This is a genomic window from Corynebacterium sp. 20-84, assembly GCF_053479455.1.
This window is the reverse complement of record NZ_JBRBCB010000003.1, coordinates 1-18188: the sequence shown is the minus strand read 5'-3', so window position 1 is coordinate 18188 and position 18188 is coordinate 1. Positions and strand designations below refer to the sequence as shown.

Here is an 18188-nt window from a genome sequence, read left to right as displayed (position 1 = left end):
CGCTAACTGCGCCACGCTTGTAAGAGCTGGTGTTCGGTATACGCGAAATCAGGATCGACGCTTTCCACCGCCCCTACAAGACGCTGCTCCCACTTCTTCATCAATTCATCCCCAATCGGGCCGATCGGCCCGCTGACTCCCTCAACCGCCGCATCAAGCACGATCCCAGCAATATCGAAATCCGGGCGCGTCCACCCACGCCCCTGACTCAACTCCAAAAAAGCCCCACACGCGTCAAGCGCACCAAACGGGTCATCAATCCCCTCATGGCACAACCCAGCCGTCCCCCACAAATGCATAGCGACCAACTCATCGCCCCCGCTCGGGGTGTCAGTAGCTGTGACGAAACGATGCACATCCAACGGCGGATACGCCGCCGCGTCATACTTAAGCAGCGTCATCGTCGCCCACCGAGCCACCGGCGAACCAGCAAGCACCTCATTAGCCTCACGACCAGGAACAGCATTGCCTTCCCGCCCACGAACACTGCAGGAATTAATCAAATTACGCGCAAGCGCCCCAACCACGGTCACATGCGTATCCGCATCACGAGAATCAGCCAGAACCTCCCTAGCCTGACCCCACGTCAAATCCGGAATCGGTGCCAGCTCAACACCAGAAAGATACTGCTCAACAGAAATCAACGGCGGAAGCTCAACAGCCACAAGTCACACCCTCTCTATTTCGGATCCGGCCGGTAGAAGTACGGGTCGCGCTCCACACGATTAATGCTCAAACCACGGGTATCGAAATTCGCCTTTAGCCACTCCGCAAACTGCGGCGTATAAAGCTGATCCATCCACAAATCAGGATTAGACGGAGTAGTACGAGTCCTAAACACCGGAGCCTGTGGCGTATCTTCATACAAATTGAAAGCACGAAAACCGTGGTAGGCCCCAAACTGGCTGACAAACGTCGCCTCAGCAATCCTCGCCCCACCCTGATTCAACGCCTCACGAATCGCAGGAGCCATCTCGCTTTCAGCCACCAGCGCCCCCAAAGCCTCCGTCAAACCATATTGCGGCATCGGTGTCCCATCGGTGTCTTTTCGAACTTCCAACACCTCAAAGCTTTGGCCGTCGAACTCGTTGAAATCCTGGGTCTCAGTCATCTTCAACATATGAAAAGACCCGTCGTATTCGAACAGAGCGGAAACAATTGCTGCATCGATTCGGTAGCAGATCATCGTTTAACTCCTCCAGCTTGGCTACATAAAATCAGACAAGAGACGTCCGCTCTGATGCATGTCACTGATCTGACCGAGCTTCTTAACCAGATCGTCCTTGTCAGTTGAACCCTTAATATACTCGTGTATTGCCCGAGATTCCCGGTTGCTGTGGACACCGCTACCATGGTGACCGAGACGAAAATCCTTGTCCATCTTCGTATTGGGCAAGTATTCGCCGTTGGCTGCGTCGTTCAAGTTCAGCCCGTGTTTATCGAAAATCTGACGACACTGCTCCATATGTCCGCGATTAAGTCGTGCCGGGATCATGTGGTGCGCCTGGTCTCCCGGAGCAGCGAGCTTCCCTGCGCTCGTCATATTTTCACGCAGAGCCCTTGCATTCAGCTCCGTGGCGTTTGAATATTTTCCGGTCCAGATTTGCCGCGCTTCATCCCACGTAGCAGGTTCATATGCCTGCAATCCCAGAAAATCGATCCAATTACCAGGATGGGTCACGTACCCCTGCGCCGAAGCAACCTGGGGCGCGACCCCTAAGGGATCCTGAGCGTTGTAGATCCCAGCAGATGGCTGGTAATACCGGTATCTGTTATATGCCCATCCGGATTCACGATCGATGTATTGCCCAGCGAAGAGAAGCGGAGGCTCGTCCTCGCCATGCCAAGCTCGAACACCATACAGAGTTTGGGTGGCGTAACCGGTCATCACACCAGAATCCGGATCTACGACTTCCAGTGGCGCGCCGGCAAGGTCCGCCATGAGAAAATTAAATCTAGCTTCGACCCGTGCATCCGGACATGCTGACGGGTTGCTTTCTCGGACCGTAGCGAGGGTGAGCTGGCCGGTAAGATCCCCTGTGAGAGGATCAATAGTCCACACGTGCCCAGCCCCTAGCTGATAGCGGAAAGCGGCATCTGAATTAGCAAGTGGGACAGTCGCTGGAGAAGCGTGTGTGATTTGTTCAGCAACAAGCCGGTCGCCCGCATGGACAAACACCCACCGAGTCAGAACTTCTCCCGAAGCGGTGTCAACTCGTTCTTTGGCGACGCGACGCCCTAAGGGATCATACGCGTAACGATAACCCACTCCGGGTTCCTCGGAGCTAGTAAATCCGATAGGTTGCTCACCAGTTGCGTAGAAAAACTGATGAATCAACGGCTTCTTACTGATGCGCTTAGTTACAGATTTCACGACTCGACCAGCGGCATCGTAGGTGTAGGTAGTTCGTCCAACCCTCTTCGGCAGTGTCCCTTTAAATTCGATTCCCGAATCCGAATAGAGCCTTCCTAAATGATCTGACCGAACAGAAGCCGTTAGATGCTCTTCTTTCACATTATTTACACGGCTGACACCGTCCAAGTCAGCCTGAGTATCAACCGATGTCAACCTACCAGCAGGGGAAAAGCTATATGACTCGTTTGCCCTCGATGCGTGTTCAACGGTTTCGCATTTCGTGTCTGTCGATAGTTCCCTGGTCAGACCCGTAGCGCGACCAAGCACATCGAGTTTGTAATCTGTGATCCCCCGAAGGTAATCGACACTGGAATCGAGAGCACCGTCACCTCGCCAATTAAACATCCGCGAAGCGACCGTGCGCAGTCCTCCCTGGACAGAGGAGTCGAGGACACTCAGTGTGTCCCCAATGGTGCGACCGCGGGCATCTGTCTCGAATCTGCGATTCAGCGCTCCGACGGTTAGCCGATTTCGGTAGCCACGTTCGTCAACACCCAGCGAAATCTCTGCGACGGTCTCGAAGAATTCAGATCCATCCTCTTTGTAAAGGTGCGCGACTTCAGATATTTCACTGTTGGAGTCAAAATAGTGTTGGGTGCAAAGCGCATCGCCGAGCGGGAGACGTAGAAGTTCTTGACCGATTTGCCCAGTTTGGCTAAACGTTCTTTTGTATGTCGTGGACTCACCGGACTTAAGTGTGACTATCTCCGATTGAGATTTTCCAAGATCGTCAACTACATAGTCAATCGTAGCTTCAGGCCCTGCGATCTGCGTTAATGTCCCAAAGTCGTCATACCTGTATTGTGTCACACCAAGTGCATCGGCTACCGTTTTGATCCGCCCGTCCGCATATCTGGAGAGAGTGGTGGTGCCCGCCGCTGATGTGGAACTCATCAGCAAACCATCCGGAGTTACGCTAGTTGTGGTGGCAAAGCCGTTATAGTCCACCTCTCTCGCGGTTCGACCGTCAAGATCGTAGGAGAACGTCCAAGACATCTCATCTGCATTTGTGATGCGGACCAGCTGCATCTGGGTGTTGTATTCCAAACGAGTGACAGCCCCAGTTGCATCTGTCGTTGAAATTGGTTCGTCAAAAACCGTGTATTTCGTGTGCTTAGTTGCCCCGATCTCATTTGTAAACGATGTACGGTTCCCCTCCCCGTCATAGGTGGCGACATTGGAGGATCCGTCAGGACGAACAACTCGCGTAAGCCAACCTTCAGGGGTGTATTCAAAAAGGGTCGTCGCACCGACAGCATCGATGATCTCGATGACTTGACCTCGAACATCAAGTATTTTGCTGGTTCGCCGACCCGCAGCATCTACAGAGGCCGTTTCCCGGCCCGCATCGTCACACTCAGTGAAAGTGGTTGAACCATCAGAGTATGTCGTGGACCGGGGGACGATGCCGCTCGGGCGCATCTCATAGTCAAAGTTCGTCGTTGCACCTGACGGAGAAGCTACAGATCGTACGAGGCCAAAAGAGTCAACCTCGTATTCGGTCACATGACCATCTGCGCCAATATAGCGAACGGGCTTTCCCCATTCACCAGCCTCGATAGCGATGCTCGTACCATTGGGCAGATTGACCCGAGTGAGCACTCCGTCCTCAGAATAGAAATACCTTGTTGTTACTCCGGCCGAATTCGTGTGTGAAGTACACGAATGATAATGGTCGTAGGAAGCATCTTCAACCGCGCCTTCAGGCGTAACTATTCTCCAAACATCACCGGCAGCGGTTGAGCGAAAAACTGTCGGGCGAATGTCACCAAGAAAATCATCATGCAACCACTCATCCGGAACAGTCCAGGTTTCGTCATCACGAAGCGAAGTTCGCCCACGCCCAGTCATGCCTGCAGCTGTCAGCCCTCCCTCGACGAGCGCATTGTAGAGAGGTAATTCCTCGAGGCGAGCGAAATATTTATCAACAATGCTGTCGCCCAACTCCAGCGGATCACCTTTAAACTCGCCAGCGGTCTCAATCGCCACGCAAAGTCGACCGCCCTCTGGCGCGTCATCGCCTTCATCATCGGCCCAATAGACAATGTTCGGGAACATGCCGCCGGTACCGACCTGAGAGTGCACACGGCCGAGCGCGTCAAACCTGTAGTAGTAAGACACCCCATTGCGGTCGGTCCACGAATTGATTCTCCCAAGCTCGTCGTAGTGGTACTTTAACGCACCTTCATTGGAATTGATGACACGGATCAATTGCCCGTAAGCATCGTATTCGTAGGAGATTAGTTTCAACGGATCTTCATCCGGGTGGGTTGACGGGTTCGAAACATAAACGTGGGCCACGCGGCCAACAGCTTTATCCCATTCAAGGTCAAGAATTGTGTCATCGCTGCGGCGCATACGCACCATGTGCCCTGTGGCTACATCCCAGGTGCAATCAATCGAGGCCCCAGTATGGTGAACCACACTGGAAAGCCCGATTTCGATTCCAGAATCGATAGTCGCCGCCAAGGATCCACTCGGAATTGTCGCTGCCACATAAGAACCTCCCAGCGAGGGAGATTCATCTTTGACACCGGGGGATGCGATATCCGCACCGTGACCTTCAATTTCGAATAGGCGGAAAGTATAGGTCAATCCGGCCGCAATGTTTCGAATCCGGTATGCACCGTCGGCATAAGAAAGAAGCCATGGGCGTCCATCCGCGCGAACCTCCGAACCGTCGGTAGGTGCCGCCGGGAACGTCAACAGAGCGCCGTCAGGCGACAGCATTAGCACCTCATCAGCGCAAATCTCGAGACGGATGTCCATTGTCGAAACCCAACGAGGGCCAAGAGCACGGCCGAGTTCATGGCTAGTGTTCGCATTACGGTTGATTGCAATCGGCAATGCTCCGTCGATAAAAACATCGGTCCGAAAATCGATCATGTTGCCCGTAGCCATATCAACGGGCTCAAGACCGAAACACACTTCCCTGCCTCTAGTGACTGTGCTGTAGAAATCTTTAGCTATTTTCTCGCCAGCAACACTATTGACCCCGTCGGCAGTCTTCAGTGCGGTCCTGATAGCAGCGGACTTCACCGACGACATTGCTTTAGTCCCCAAGCTCGACGCCTTGTTCAGGCCTTTGGCCGCTGTGGTGCCTAACTTCCCAGCTTTTACGGCTTTGCCTAACACCCCTAGCGGGCCAGCAGTCGCCAGGTCGAAAGCGAATTCACCCCAGCTGACCACACCAGCTGCTGCCAGAAGTCCCTTCAAGCCGACGCCAATGCCGAGCAGTACAGCACCGACAACGGGGCAGATGAACATCGCGATCGCACCGACAATCTGTAGTGCATCCGCGATGAAGCTCAGGATATCCCCGTGTTCGTTCAGCCAATCGCTCACTGCGTCCCATGCGGCTTCCCACGGCTTCGGGTTGTCCTTGAACGCTTTGCGCGACTGCGTATCAATGATGGCAGCTTGTGCCTCAGCATCTGTTCCGAGCATGGTGCGGATACTCTGCGCGGTTGCAAGGTTCCCTTCCCAGACGCCGAGCGCCGCTTGATGTTCTGCGGTCGCCGCCGCCAACGCGGCCGCCGCGGCCGACTTCGACGCTGGATCCGGAGCGGCCGCCAGAGCTGCCTCAGCAGCGTTGACATTAGCAGCGGCAGCATTGACAGCCGCATGACTGCCGCGAGCGGTGGTCTCAAGCGTCGCCATTTCCGCCTTACGCTCACTCAACAATGTCGCATAGCGCGAGATTGCGTCGGCGACACCAACGTGAGCATCACCCGTCACCTGCAGGTTCGCCGGGAAATCACTGTTAACTAGCTCCCTGAACCTGTCGCCCTCTGTCCCCTCAAAGCCGCCATCATTGATCGACCGCATCGCGGAGGCCGCCTCAAGCGCGCTGTCACCGAAGGTACGCCACCGAACGGCAGCTGCCATCAACGTCGATACGCTGCCTCCAATGTGGAAATTATCCGGACGGAAGGTGAAAAACGGCGGCAAACTCGGCACAGGCATTACTCGTAGCGACCTTTCGCAATCAGGACCCGAATCGGGAAGCTAGTTTTACTTAATACGGACTACTCACCAACAAGCGACTGAGAAGCGCGGGAACGAGTCTCAGTCACAGCCGACGTATTCTCGTCGAGGGCCGAACGAACCTGGCCCAGAATCGACTTGATGTTCTGTGCCGCAGAGGTCCACTTTCCGTGAACACCGCGGTAAGTCTCCTGCTCGGAACCTTCCCAACCAGCAGACAATTTTTGGATATCGGATTCCATCTCAGACAGCGTCGACTCAATGCCGTCCATGACACTGTTCAGATCATCAGCGGTCTGCTCCGCATCCTGACGGTTGTACGCATAAACACCCATAATGGCGCTCCTTTAAGAATTAGATCTGGGTATGTGGTGGATTGGGATTAGAGGATCGGACCGTTGTTGAATTCCATGCCAGCGAAACGCTGCTGAAGCATCGACGTCTGCTCTTCCTCGCCAGCCTGGTAGTCCTTACCGGCCTGTTCCACACGGCCAGTCAGCTGTTCAAGCGCATTATTGATATCTTCCATGTTGTCGTGCCACGCATTCGTCATGTTCTCCCATGCGGCTACCGAGGTGCCCTTCCAGGAGTTCTTCAGTGGTTCGATCGCGGAGAGGAACTGACTCGACTGCGTCTTTAGCTGGCTGTGGTTGTCTTGGAGGGAAGAAACGTGGGAAGAAACCGCTGAGTGCTCAACGGACATCTCGTTCGACTGGGACATGGAAATATTCCTTTCTTGAAGCTGTACTGTCTGGACAGATTCGAAGCTGGCTCAACCCAACCGTTGAGATGGTCTAGGTCATGTTGTCCAGCTCCGTTTGGATTTGGGTACGCACCTCACCATTTGCATCTTTGATACTGGTGAGAGCCTTAGAAACATCGTTGAGGATGTCGTTGATTTGTCGAGCAGCTTTCCGCCACTCCCGATTGATGTCGTCGTAGAGTTCCGCTTCAGACCCTTCCCAATCAGGCTTCAGCGCATCTACGTCGTTGTGAATGCTGTCAATAATTCCGCGGATACGATCCATCACCGACAAGATGTCGGCAGAGCCGCCGTCCGCATGAGATGTACGAAACGCGTAAACACCAGCCGACATCTACGCACCATCCCCGGGACGAAGCTGCCCTGCCATCTCGTTGAGGTTGCCGGCCACTTCCGTGTCGAACGTCTCCGCAGTAGAAGCGATCATGCCCGCCGCCTCTCCGAGCACACCGACATTGTCTAGCAACGATTCGCGGGATGCCTTCCAATCACTAAAGAAGCCACTTACCGCTGAAGTGATTTTCGCCCCATGAATATCATCGACACCTTCTGCTCCATCGGCGGCTTTTTCTACAGAGGACACACTCTCGTCCAAAGCCTTGAGCTTTGCGTCAATAGTCTGCAGGTCTGTGATTGGCACCCGCCAGTAATCACTCGGCATGATTGTAAACCCCCTCTCCACGCACCCAGACACGGGACAGCCCCGCTCCAGGCTTCTCCACTTCATTATTCTCTTCCGTCTCGACTCCCTTTTCACGCTCAACAGCGGCGCTGAGGATGGATGCCGAGGCGGAGATTTCAGTGTGGCCCGTCACACTAGCTGCCACCCTAGCAACGATGTCACGTACTTCGCCGCTGACGGATTCACTGGGAGCGGTGGAGGACACCGTCAGCGTCCACGTGCTGGAAGCAATCGGCACGAATGCCTGGTGGTGATAGACCGTTCGCCGCTGGGTAAGCGGTCCAGCTTGCCCCTCGGTGCAAGCAAGCAAAAAGCTTTCACCAGCTCTCGTGCGTTCAACGCTCGTATCGGCTTTGGAACCCACCTGCTTCTGAGCGGAAAGCACACTTGCCGGAACTGGTGCAGAGTCCGCCCAACGAAGAAGTAAAGGAACCACCGAAATCTCCTCGTCGTCTACACCCGGCTGCACAAGGGCCAGCAAAACACCAGCTTTCCTAGCTTGGGTGGCCATGTCTTTCAACGACTGCTGCATCGCACGGCGTTGTGCGCTGCTCAACCGCACCCCCGGAACGAGATCATCGTCGCGAAGCAAATTAGCAATATTCGAATCCATCCGCGATGGATCCAAATCAATGATGCGCCATGTTGTCGGCAGACTGGCCGACCACACAAATGGTGGCCGAGGTGCATTCTCTGGCAGCGCGACTAAAGGCTTGTCATCTGCGACCGCAGGTGCCATCCGTTAACCCTTTCGTTGGAGCTACATACGTTTGAATCTTGTAAGAGCACGTTAGGCTCACCTGAAAGACTGGCTTAAGACACTTTAAGTCTGTTCTTAGGGGCGCGCCACCTGAACCATCTCCACACGGCCCGCTCGATTCACCCATTGTGCACGTCCCGGAGGAAGTTGCTTCAGGAAAATCCGCGGGTAAATCGCCCCTTCTTGGCGGTCGCCGGAAAGCAGCACTCCAGCTGCGCCTGCTTCCCGTATCGCTTGCATGATCGGGTCATACCCGCCGCGAGCCATACCTGTGGAGCGGCGGGCAACAATCATGTGCAACCCCAAGTCAGCTGCCTGATTTATGAACGGAACGATGGGCTTGAGTGGGTTGCTGCTGCCTTCGAAGCTATCGAGATTATCAACGACCAGATAGATCTCCGGGCCTTTCCACCATGTGCGGTTCCGTAGCTGCTCGACCGTTACATCCGGCCCTGGTAGCCGTCGCTCTAATTCTCCTGCTATGCCCTTAGCGAGAGTTTCGCAGCCTTTCCTGGTCCCGGCGAAGCCGCCAAGGAACTCGTCCGGCACCGCTCCCAACAACCCACGGCGCAAATCCCACACTCCGAACATCACATCGCCAGGTTGCTTGTCCTCCAAGATCTCGGAAATGTAAGTCTTCAGTGCGGTAGTCTTTCCGGACTTTGCGTCACCGATTACCAACACGTGTCGCTCATCGCCCTCTGGGTCGAATCGAGCCGGAGACAACGTCGACTCCGCCAACCCCAATCGCACCGGCGGCACAGTCGGGTGCGACGTGCGAATCGATGCCAACGAGACTTCCGCAGGGAGCATACGCACCTTCGGTGCACTTGATTTCGGCCAGGCCTCAGCGATAGTTTCAACGGTCTCCTGAGCCGTTGCCCCCTTGGCGGTAGACCCGCGCCCCAGAACCGGAAGCGCAATCTGGCTGTACAGCCCATCCGCGGTTGCGGCCCTGCCGGTGGGAAGACCCACGAGCCCTTCCGAAACCTTCTTCCCAATCGCAGAGTCGATCGGGTCATTCAACGCGAACTCAAGTCGTGTGCCGATCACAGCTTGCAGCTGCAGGCGAAAATCCGCCCACCGGCCCGTGACAAACACGACGTGAATGCCGTATGCCAAACCACGCTGCGCGATCTCGGAAATTTGATCCGCTAGATCTTCATAATCTTTCCTCAGCGTGGCCCAACCGTCGACGGCGAGCACGATGTCAGCAGCGGGAAGATTCGAAAGCAGCCCCTGCTTGTGCATTCGGCGCATTTCATCGACATCCGAGATTTGATGGGCCGAGAACAGCTGCTCACGCTCGACCATGAAAGCACCGACCTCGGCAACAGTTCGCCGCAATTGATCCTGATCAAACCGGGTCGCCACAGTACCGACATGAGGCAAATCCTCTAAATATGTGAGAGCGGAGCCAGCCATGTCGATGAGATAAAAGTTCACTTCCTGGGGCGTATGGGTAAGCGCCGCTGAGGTGACGAGCGTGCGCAAAGCAGTCGTTTTCCCTGACTGAGGCGCACCCATGATGGCCGCATTGCCACCAGCGCCCGACAGGTCAAGTGTCAATGGGCCCTGCCACTGCTCCATCGGTTTGTCTTTGACGCCCAACGTAAACACCATGTGCCCAGCCGAAGGCGCACTCAAACCGCGGTCAGACGTAGCTGTCACGGAACCTAACGTGTCCACGAGATTCATTTGGGCGGGCGGAGGTGGTAGCCAAATCTGGCGTGTCCTCGGGGCCGCTGGAGCAAGTCGGCTGACAACGACGTCCAAGGTCGTCGGGATCTGACCAGCATCGTCACCGGCAGCTGCCCGTTGCGCCTCACGCTGGTTGTCCAATTGAGTGTTGAATTCAGCTTGACGGCGCGCCAACCATTCCTCGGTGGTGTTTGTCAGGTGCAGCGGCATTGGCACAGGCGGCAACTCGCGCTCATGAGCTTGCTCAATTGCCTCGTATGGTCCAGAAACATACGCCGCCTTGAACCTGTCAAAAATATCCGGGTCCACTTTCAAGTAGCCCGAACCAGGGATCGGCGGCAGCTCGTGCGCGGCGGTTGAGCCGATCGCTGCGCGAGACTCCTGAGCGGAAAACGTACGCAAGCCGATGCGGTACGAAAGGTAGGATTCCAAACCGCGCAGACGTCCTTCTTCCAGTCGCTGAGAAGCCAGCAACAAATGGACACCGATCGAGCGGCCGATACGCCCGATCTGGACGAACAATTCAATGAAGTCTGGTTTAGCTGCGAGCAACTCACCGAACTCGTCAATAACCACAAAAAGCACAGGGAGAGGATCGGTAACCTTGCCCTCGTCTCTGAGCTTGTTGTACTCCCCCACATTGGCCAGGTTGCCGGCTTGCTGTAAAACCCGTTGACGACGCTGGATCTCTCCAAGGATTGAATCGTGCAACCTATCCACAAGGCCGGCTCCATCTTCAAGATTGTCAACGATCGCGGCAGTATGCGGCAATGGCTCGAGCCCTGCGAAAGTGGCACCACCCTTAAAGTCGACCAGAACGAGCGAAAGCTGGTCAGGCGGATGGCAGATCACCTGGGACAAAACAAGCGTGCGCAACACTTCCGATTTGCCTGAACCAGTCGCGCCGACGCACAACCCGTGCGGACCCATACCTGATTTAGCCGACTCCTTGATATCCAACCGCATCGGCTCACCATCAGCGCCAATACCGAAGGGAACGTTCAGAAAGCTCCGTTCTCCGTTTGGAGACCACGCTTGCTCAATGTCGTAGGACGCGAAATTAGCGATCCCGAGCATGTCGTCTAACGCGATCGTGCGCTCCAAAGCCGAGTCAGGCGAGGCATCCTCGACGAGACGAAGCGGTGAAACGCCCCGGGCGACGCTTTCAGCAATAGCAGGGCTAACCTCGTCGAGAGTCCCCTTGTCGCCGCCGTAGAGAACACGTTCCGCATACCCTTTTTCCCCGCTTTCAGGCTCGCGGATTTCACCACGGTCCAGCAACTGCACCTTGAACGAACGGTCTGGCGAAAAAAGCACACGAACATCGACATGCGACGGTTCCAAGTGTTGCACCGAAGAAGTAGCCAACAGGGTCACCCGAGCAGCTTGAAGCGACCGGATCGCCCCAGCCTTGGCACTGATCAGCTTCCCGTGTGGGTGGTCCATATTCACCACCAACACCAGATGCTCACGGTCGAGTTCTGCAAGCTGGTATCTGGAACGTTCCGCCAGTTCCTCTGCACGCTCGTCAAGTTCGGCTAATAATTCCTCACACGTCTCCTCGTCATAGGAGACATTGCGTTTGCCGATCGGGCCGTCGAATGACTCAGGGGAAAGAAGGTGCGGCAGCCACAGTGCCCACTGTCCATCATCATTGTTGCTGAGCGGTAGTCCGAGGTGCAGTCTCACATCGTCAGGTGCGTGGAACACCGCGATCTGAGAAATAATGCTGCGAACAGCTTCAGCAGTGATTTCAGCCGGCCCAACGAGCGAAACGACTCCACGTGCCGGAATCGCGATCGGCAGCCCTTCAATGGTGCTCGTCCTGCGCATCATCCGATCCAAGTGCGCTTGCGAAAGCGGCTCGGCAACCGACATCGGGTCCTTCGCTGGTGGTACATTGATTCCACGGGCCATCGTTCCCACTCCAGTCCCAAGTCGGACAACCAGGAAATCCTCATCACCCCGCCGGCGCTCCCACAAACGGTAAGGGTCACGCGTGACATCCAGCAGCGAGCGTGGATGGGGGTGCCGCGTTAAAGCTTCAACCTGCTGCTTTTGAGCAACCTCACGCACCTCTTCCTCCAGCTCCTGGAGGTGTTCCAGAAAGCGGGTACGTTCCTCCTCCGCCTGGCGGCGCGAGCCAGTTCGCTGGCGAATGAACATGCCAATCGCACCCAAGATCACCGCGACAAACATGACACCGCCGACGACCATTCGGATCGGATTACCCGACGACATCATCATCAGAACCATGCCGGTTCCGCCGACGATGGGCATCATAAGTGTGAGGACGTTAGCCCCACCTGAGCGTGCCCGAATCGTAGGAATCTGAGCCACATCCAGCGGCTTTTCCTGGGGAATAGTTCTGTGTAGACGTGCAGGCCGATGGACAATGCGGGTGCTCATAACCCCGCATTCTAGGTCAGAGCTGCGCAAACGTTCAGCTCAGATATACGCACCTGTCTGACTGTGTAACTATTAAGGGCATGAGTCATCCTTTTGTTCGCGTGAGCGTATTCCACGACGAGCGCCAACTCGATGTTTCGCTCCCTTTATCACGGCCCGCCGTGGATATCGTCGCCGACGTAGTCGATCTGCTGGATCAACATGAAAAGGCACAAAGAACGTCAAGCGGAGCGCCGACCGATGCACAGTCGTCTATCGCCACCGCAGATACTCACACCTGGGTGCTGTCGTTGCCGAAAACCGGCGCCATCAATCCGCACGCCACGTTGGCAGAATTCAACGTTCAAGACGGCGACAAGCTGTACCTCACGCGTCGTGAGGAAGCTGCACACACGCCATTCGTGGATGACGCCTTGGCTGAAGTCCGGAACACAATCGCTACTGCGCAGTGGGGATACTCCGGGGAGGTGCGCTCAAGCGGGGTTTTCGGAGTAGTAGCTGCCGTGCTGACGCTCACCATTCTCACCACCGATGCCAGAATCTGGAACCAATCGCTACCGCTAACGCCTGAAAGTTGGTTCATGCTTGGGGCAGCCTGGATTGCCAGTCTTACGCTTTTTGGGCTCGCTGTGTGGAGACGACACAGCTGGATGCGCTGGCTCGGTTTTGCGATTCCTTACACGACTGCAGCGACGGCGCGGGTTTTCTTCGCTTCCCTGCCTGCGACTGAAGCAGTGCCGTGGTGGGTAACGGTTGTAGCCATAGCCTTTACGCCCGCGGTTTGGGCAGCAGGTCGTCGCGTGGCAGCCGGAGGACTCGCGGGTGTAGTGGCCTGCACAGTCGCTTCGGTGTTCGCGGCTGCTGTGGCAGGTGCTGTCATGGCTGGAGCGAATATCTACGCAGTGTGCGCTTGGGGGGCATGGGTTCCGATCCTAATTCTGCTCATCGCCCCGTCCGTCGGGCTTCGCGCGACTGGGCTTCCAACATTGATCCGTCAGAATGACGCTGGTGACCCCGTGAAACGAGAAGCTATCCGCGCCTATTCTCGGCGTGCCGAAGCAGCCAGCCGAGGAGCTGCCTGGGCTGCAGCTGCACTAGCACTCGGAGTTGTGCTGTGTCTTGCCACGAGCCCGGTGTGGCAACACGGGCTGATCACATTGATGGTGGTCGTTGCGACGGTTCTTCGTCAGAATGGATTCGCGGACGCACGTATCATCACGGTGCTGAATTCGGTGGGAATTCTCGGGGCATCATTGATTGCCGGAGCCTTGGTCCGTTGGGGGCAGGAAGATTGGCAGACGATTACTCGGCCAGATGTGTGGTGGGGTCCCTCTACGACAACCGACCTCTGGGTGTGGATCGCGACGTACGCCACACTCATCGTGACCCTGCTTTTGATGTTGGTGCTGCAGCTTCCGTCGCGTGACGAGGTTCAAAAGGCTCGCAATGCGAGGACGCTCTCGTTCCTCGACGTTATTGTTTGCCTCGCAGTGATTCCACTCATCCTGGCATGCCAGGGTCTCTACCAGTACTATTGGGCGACCACATAAGGCTTTTCAGGCATCTAGTTGTAGAGCCTAGAAAGCAGCTGGTTGTACTGAATCACGGCCGATGCATCATCAGGAACGATAAGCCGGTCGCGCGCGCTCCTGCCCATCCCGGTCGCTGGAAGAGTCAAGGTGTCCTGCGGGTCGGTTTCAGCTGGCTGAGCGCCCACCTTGATCACTGTGACGCGGCCGCTCTGTGCGGGGACAGTGAGGTGGTGGCCGGCTTGGTACAGCCACGGGTGCCCAGGGTGATACTTATCCGTAAGAAGAACCACGTGCGTCGCCATGGCTGTGCCCGCTGCAATCAACTCTCCGCCGCAGGTGAACGGCAGGTCGACGACAACGACCGGCCACCGATGAGACACCCGCTGCACAACGTTCAGCAGAGTCTCCGAAGCTACCGGTTCTGGATTATCAGCGCGAACACTCAGCAGAGGGGTTGCACAAGTTGTGTCCGCGTAGCTCTCAATAGCGGAACGCTTTAGATCACGGCCTGGGAGATGCGCCAAGCTGATCAAGTCTCCGGCCCCACTCGATCCAAGTACACCACGCAAAGGCTGGTTGATTCCATCACCATCGACAGCTACCACGGGCGGCCGTACAGCGGCGCCGAGCACTGCTGAGATTAGAGCCGTAGTGGAGGTAGTGAGCAGCTGCTCACCCAAGGCCGCAACGGCAATGACCATCGGCCTGTCAGTATCACGCGGGGTAGCCCGCTGGGAATGCGCGATAGCTCCTGAGGCCAACAGATTGCGGCAGAGCTCCGCCGGAGAAAACACTGACACCGGCACATCACCGCTTTCGCTAAAGTTCAGATAGACAAGTTGTTCGCTATAACTACCATGAGACTCCAATAGCCTCTCTAAGAATAGCGAGGCTGAACGAAGGAGGGAAACGTGGACCAACACCCCGGCAACGAGCAGTCGCTCCCGTCATGGCTCCAATACGGGCCAAATAGTCAACCTCAACAGCCGCAGCCGCGTCCTTCGGAAAATCCACAGCCGCCTCAACCGGAACAGCCCAGCGCACCGCAACAATACCAGCCGAATTTTGCCCAGCCTTGGCCCTCCCCGACTGATCGGGCCGCCCAAGAACCGCAGCAACACTCGCCAGTACACGAGTCTCCGCAGCGCCATGCTCAGGAGCAGCAGTCTCCGCGTCATTATGCGCCTGAACCACAGCAGGAGGTTCAGCCACAGCAGCCAACTGAGCATTCCCGCACCCCAGAATCACAGCAGGTTCCTCACACGAGGCAAGAGTTCGTCCCTGAATACCAGAATCCGAACCACTCTCCCAAGCCCACGTTCAACCCCCAGCCGCAAGAGTCCCCGCACGTTCACACACCGCCGATCCAGAATCAACAGCCCGATCAGCAGGTACAACTGACACCTCCAACCGCACTCGACCAGTCCAATCTGATCAACCCGGTCAAAGCTCCACCGAAGCAGGGGTGGCGCAAGTTCGTCTATCGCATCACCGGTGGCCGAATCAACCTGGGAGGGTCGAAGCAGGAATTGTCTCAAGAACGCCTCCTCGAGGCCGTGCGCACACCGCTCCACGGCGATTACCGCATCGCTGTTATGAGTTTGAAGGGCGGTGTTGGTAAGACGACGACAACCGTGGCGCTCGGCGGTGTTTTCGCCAAGGAGCGTGGCGACCGTGTGATTGCAGTTGACGCCAACCCAGATCTCGGGACCTTGGCACAACGTGTAGTCGCTCCGGGATCTGCCACAATCAGAGACTTGCTGAACGCAGAGGAAACGAAACGTTACCCGCAAGTTCGTGCATTCACGGACCAGGCACCATCCCGGCTTGAAGTCATCGGATCGGAACGCGATCCCGCAGTATCGGAAGCGTTCAGCGAGGAAGACTATCGTCGCGCAATCGAGATCCTTCAGCACCATTACAATGTCATTCTCACGGACTGTGGCACCGGTTTGATGCATTCTGCAATGGGCGGTGTGCTAGACCTCGCCAACACCCTCGTGCTGGTGACATCGCCTGCGCTTGACGGCGCTCAGTCTGCTTCAGCAACCCTCGATTGGTTGAACCTTCACGGCTACGAACAGCTAGCTGCCAACGCAGTGGTCGTCGTGTCGACCTCTGCGCCCGGAAAGCCGACTGTGGAGCTCAACCAGCTAATCGAACACTTCCGGGCCCGCACCCGCGCAGTGCATGTCATCCCCTATGATCGCCATCTGGCAGAGGGCTCCGCTGTGGACATTGACCGCCTTGCAAAGCCAACACTGCAGGCTTATCAGGAGCTCGCCGCCACAGTGGCACAGGACTTTGGTGCACGGAATAACTCCCATGCCACGCACTAGGTTGACGACGCTGGTTACGGCAGTTGGAGCTGTCATGCTGACCGCCTGCGCCCCACGCCTTGAGCCCCCTGAGCCAGTACGATACGACGAGATCGAAGCGGTATCGGATTGGTCGCGACAGCGCGCGGAGCCGTATGGGATTCCTGAACGACAGTTGCGTGCCTATGCATATGCAGCTTGGCGGGTCGAAGCTGACGAAGACTGCGCTGTCGGCTGGCCGACTATCGCTGCGATCGCGCAAGTAGCGTCAGACCATGGCCGGGCGCAGGAGTCCTCCGTTGACGAGAACGGGATCACAACTAAACCCCTTCGAGGTTTGCGAGTGATGAAGATGCCACCTGTCGTCGTTCCAGATACGGACGGTGGAGCCACCGACGGTGACACGGTCAACGACGTGGCAATAGGCCCAATGCAGATCATGCCATCAAGGTGGGAACAGTACTCAGTAGCCGTAGAGGAAGGGAGAAAACCGAATCCGGATAGCATCGATGATGCTTCGTTAACAGCAGCCCGCCTTCTCTGTTCCGCAGGCAATCCTGCGTCGCCGGAAGGATGGGATGAGGGTGTGAAGCGCTTCTTCTATAGCGCGGAGCAAATAAAGGCCGTACACGCGGTAGCAAGCGAGTTGTCACGATGAAGAACCCACGAAGCTTAACAATTGTGGCCTGTCTAGCCGTCTCGGCTGTAACACTAAATTCGTGCGGAGCGCCCGGCGCCTCGAAAGACGAGGTCCTTGAGCAACAGATTCCGCCGCTCGGCGAACTTCCACCGCTGCCAACAAGCTACTTTCCTCCGCCTCCCACACCGGAGAAAGAAGAGCCCAAAGAAGCACCGCCCTCGCCAGAGGCACCACCAACGCCGCCCACTCCCTCATCGCCGGACCCAGTGACAGTTACCAGTGTCACGGTGGCACCGCCACCGCCTGCTCCGGCGCCAGCGCCCGCACCAGCACCAAATCCAGTCGACGAAGCAATTGACCGGTTCGTCGACAGCCTCCCTAGGTTGTGACGGATCTAAAGGAGAACCTAAACCTATGTCCCACCGCGCTACCCCGGTTCAACCCGATGTCGACGTTGGCTCACCTCAGCCTGCAACGCAACCACCCGCAAAAACGAGCGAACCGACCGCGCCACCTCGAACAGACGGACGCCTAGCTATTCAAGCTGAGAAGCTAAGAATCGACGCCCTGACTCAGGCCGTTCGCTTTGGTTCTTCAAAACCGTCCGTTTCACCGCGGGGAATTGGCATTCTCATTGGCTCTGCCATCATCGGCCTGCTCCTACTCGGAGGCACAGTAGGACTGTCCGCTCTACTGCAATGGTTCATGAACCAATAAAAGCGAGCGCTACGGAACCAGCTCAGGATTTATAGCTTCCACACCCCGCACGACGGGAGTGTCAGGAAGTTTGTGTGTGAGGCTCTGATCTAGAAGGAGTTTCACCGATAATGACTACGGTGTCACCGAAGAAAGGCCATGACCCGGCGAGGGTCAACGAGATCAGCGAGAAGCTGATGGAAAATCCTGAGCTCGCCAGCTTGATCAGCGAGCTGTCAACGTCGGCTGATGATGCCAGCGACCTGGTCAAAGGCCTGTTGCAG

The 18188-nt window shown here is 56.5% G+C and carries 13 protein-coding genes and 1 pseudogene; 4 read left to right on the top strand and 10 right to left on the bottom strand.

The features are described from left to right. Window positions 1-2 precede the first annotated feature (2 nt). From ACUY2Y_RS02770 to eccCa, 9 genes are all read right to left on the bottom strand, one after another. Window positions 3-665, bottom strand: a complete 663-nt coding sequence (locus ACUY2Y_RS02770) for a hypothetical protein (protein ID WP_448324723.1) — start codon at window positions 663-665, stop codon at window positions 3-5. Window positions 666-679: 14 nt separating this feature from the next. After that, window positions 680-1186, bottom strand: a complete 507-nt coding sequence (locus tag ACUY2Y_RS02765) for a hypothetical protein (RefSeq protein ID WP_448324722.1) — start codon at window positions 1184-1186, stop codon at window positions 680-682. Window positions 1187-1207: 21 nt separating this feature from the next. Next, window positions 1208-6382 (bottom strand): DUF6531 domain-containing protein, encoded by a 5175-nt coding sequence (locus tag ACUY2Y_RS02760; protein ID WP_448324721.1) that lies wholly within the window; start codon window positions 6380-6382, stop codon window positions 1208-1210. 62 nt (window positions 6383-6444) lie between these two features. Continuing rightward, on the bottom strand, window positions 6445-6738 hold the full coding sequence (locus ACUY2Y_RS02755; protein ID WP_210573001.1) for a WXG100 family type VII secretion target: 294 nt from the start codon (window positions 6736-6738) through the stop codon (window positions 6445-6447). A gap of 47 nt (window positions 6739-6785) precedes the next feature. Continuing rightward, window positions 6786-7124: a WXG100 family type VII secretion target gene (locus ACUY2Y_RS02750; protein WP_210572999.1), complete on the bottom strand. Its 339-nt coding sequence runs from the start codon at window positions 7122-7124 to the stop codon at window positions 6786-6788. Window positions 7125-7197: 73 nt separating this feature from the next. Further along, window positions 7198-7500: a WXG100 family type VII secretion target gene (locus tag ACUY2Y_RS02745; protein ID WP_448324720.1), complete on the bottom strand. Its 303-nt coding sequence runs from the start codon at window positions 7498-7500 to the stop codon at window positions 7198-7200. Next, window positions 7501-7827, bottom strand: a complete 327-nt coding sequence (locus tag ACUY2Y_RS02740) for a hypothetical protein (protein ID WP_448324719.1) — start codon at window positions 7825-7827, stop codon at window positions 7501-7503. It abuts the gene before it with no gap. After that, the gene (locus ACUY2Y_RS02735; protein ID WP_448324718.1) at window positions 7817-8587 is read right to left on the bottom strand and encodes a hypothetical protein; all 771 of its coding nucleotides are present in this window, start codon (window positions 8585-8587) and stop codon (window positions 7817-7819) included. Before ACUY2Y_RS02735 ends, ACUY2Y_RS02740 begins: the two co-directional genes overlap by 11 nt. Before the next feature lie 96 nt (window positions 8588-8683). After that, on the bottom strand, window positions 8684-12718 hold the full coding sequence (gene eccCa, locus ACUY2Y_RS02730) for a type VII secretion protein EccCa (RefSeq protein WP_448324717.1): 4035 nt from the start codon (window positions 12716-12718) through the stop codon (window positions 8684-8686). An 80-nt stretch (window positions 12719-12798) separates the two neighbouring features. Between eccCa and ACUY2Y_RS02725 the strand changes: the two genes are divergently transcribed. Next, complete coding sequence (locus tag ACUY2Y_RS02725) at window positions 12799-14268, top strand: EsaB/YukD family protein (RefSeq protein ID WP_448324716.1); 1470 nt, start codon at window positions 12799-12801, stop codon at window positions 14266-14268. 14 nt (window positions 14269-14282) lie between these two features. On the opposite strand, the gene ACUY2Y_RS02720 is transcribed toward ACUY2Y_RS02725, so the two are convergent. Then, a complete protein-coding gene (locus tag ACUY2Y_RS02720) occupies window positions 14283-14639 on the bottom strand; it encodes a hypothetical protein (protein ID WP_448324715.1) in 357 nt (118 codons plus the stop codon). 126 nt (window positions 14640-14765) lie between these two features. On the opposite strand from ACUY2Y_RS02720, the gene ACUY2Y_RS02715 reads away from it, so the two are divergent. The 3 genes and pseudogenes from ACUY2Y_RS02715 to ACUY2Y_RS02705 form a co-directional block, all read left to right on the top strand. Beyond that, window positions 14766-14888, top strand: a complete 123-nt coding sequence (locus ACUY2Y_RS02715; RefSeq protein ID WP_448324714.1) for a hypothetical protein — start codon at window positions 14766-14768, stop codon at window positions 14886-14888. Window positions 14889-15161: 273 nt separating this feature from the next. After that, a complete protein-coding gene (locus ACUY2Y_RS02710) occupies window positions 15162-16589 on the top strand; it encodes a MinD/ParA family ATP-binding protein (protein ID WP_448324713.1) in 1428 nt (475 codons plus the stop codon). A gap of 1446 nt (window positions 16590-18035) precedes the next feature. After that, window positions 18036-18188: pseudogene (locus ACUY2Y_RS02705) on the top strand (IS256 family transposase); the annotation flags it as partial.

Coding starts and splice junctions, on each gene's coding strand:
- ACUY2Y_RS02765 (WP_448324722.1), bottom strand. CDS start 1,186: ATGATCTGCTACCGAATCGATGCAGCAATTGTTTCCGCTCTGTTCGAA.
- ACUY2Y_RS02760 (WP_448324721.1), bottom strand. CDS start 6,382: ATGCCTGTGCCGAGTTTGCCGCCGTTTTTCACCTTCCGTCCGGATAAT.
- ACUY2Y_RS02755 (WP_210573001.1), bottom strand. CDS start 6,738: ATGGGTGTTTATGCGTACAACCGTCAGGATGCGGAGCAGACCGCTGAT.
- ACUY2Y_RS02750 (WP_210572999.1), bottom strand. CDS start 7,124: ATGTCCCAGTCGAACGAGATGTCCGTTGAGCACTCAGCGGTTTCTTCC.
- ACUY2Y_RS02745 (WP_448324720.1), bottom strand. CDS start 7,500: ATGTCGGCTGGTGTTTACGCGTTTCGTACATCTCATGCGGACGGCGGC.
- ACUY2Y_RS02740 (WP_448324719.1), bottom strand. CDS start 7,827: ATGCCGAGTGATTACTGGCGGGTGCCAATCACAGACCTGCAGACTATT.
- ACUY2Y_RS02735 (WP_448324718.1), bottom strand. CDS start 8,587: ATGGCACCTGCGGTCGCAGATGACAAGCCTTTAGTCGCGCTGCCAGAG.
- eccCa (WP_448324717.1), bottom strand. CDS start 12,718: ATGAGCACCCGCATTGTCCATCGGCCTGCACGTCTACACAGAACTATT.
- ACUY2Y_RS02725 (WP_448324716.1), top strand. CDS start 12,799: ATGAGTCATCCTTTTGTTCGCGTGAGCGTATTCCACGACGAGCGCCAA.
- ACUY2Y_RS02715 (WP_448324714.1), top strand. CDS start 14,766: ATGCGCCAAGCTGATCAAGTCTCCGGCCCCACTCGATCCAAGTACACC.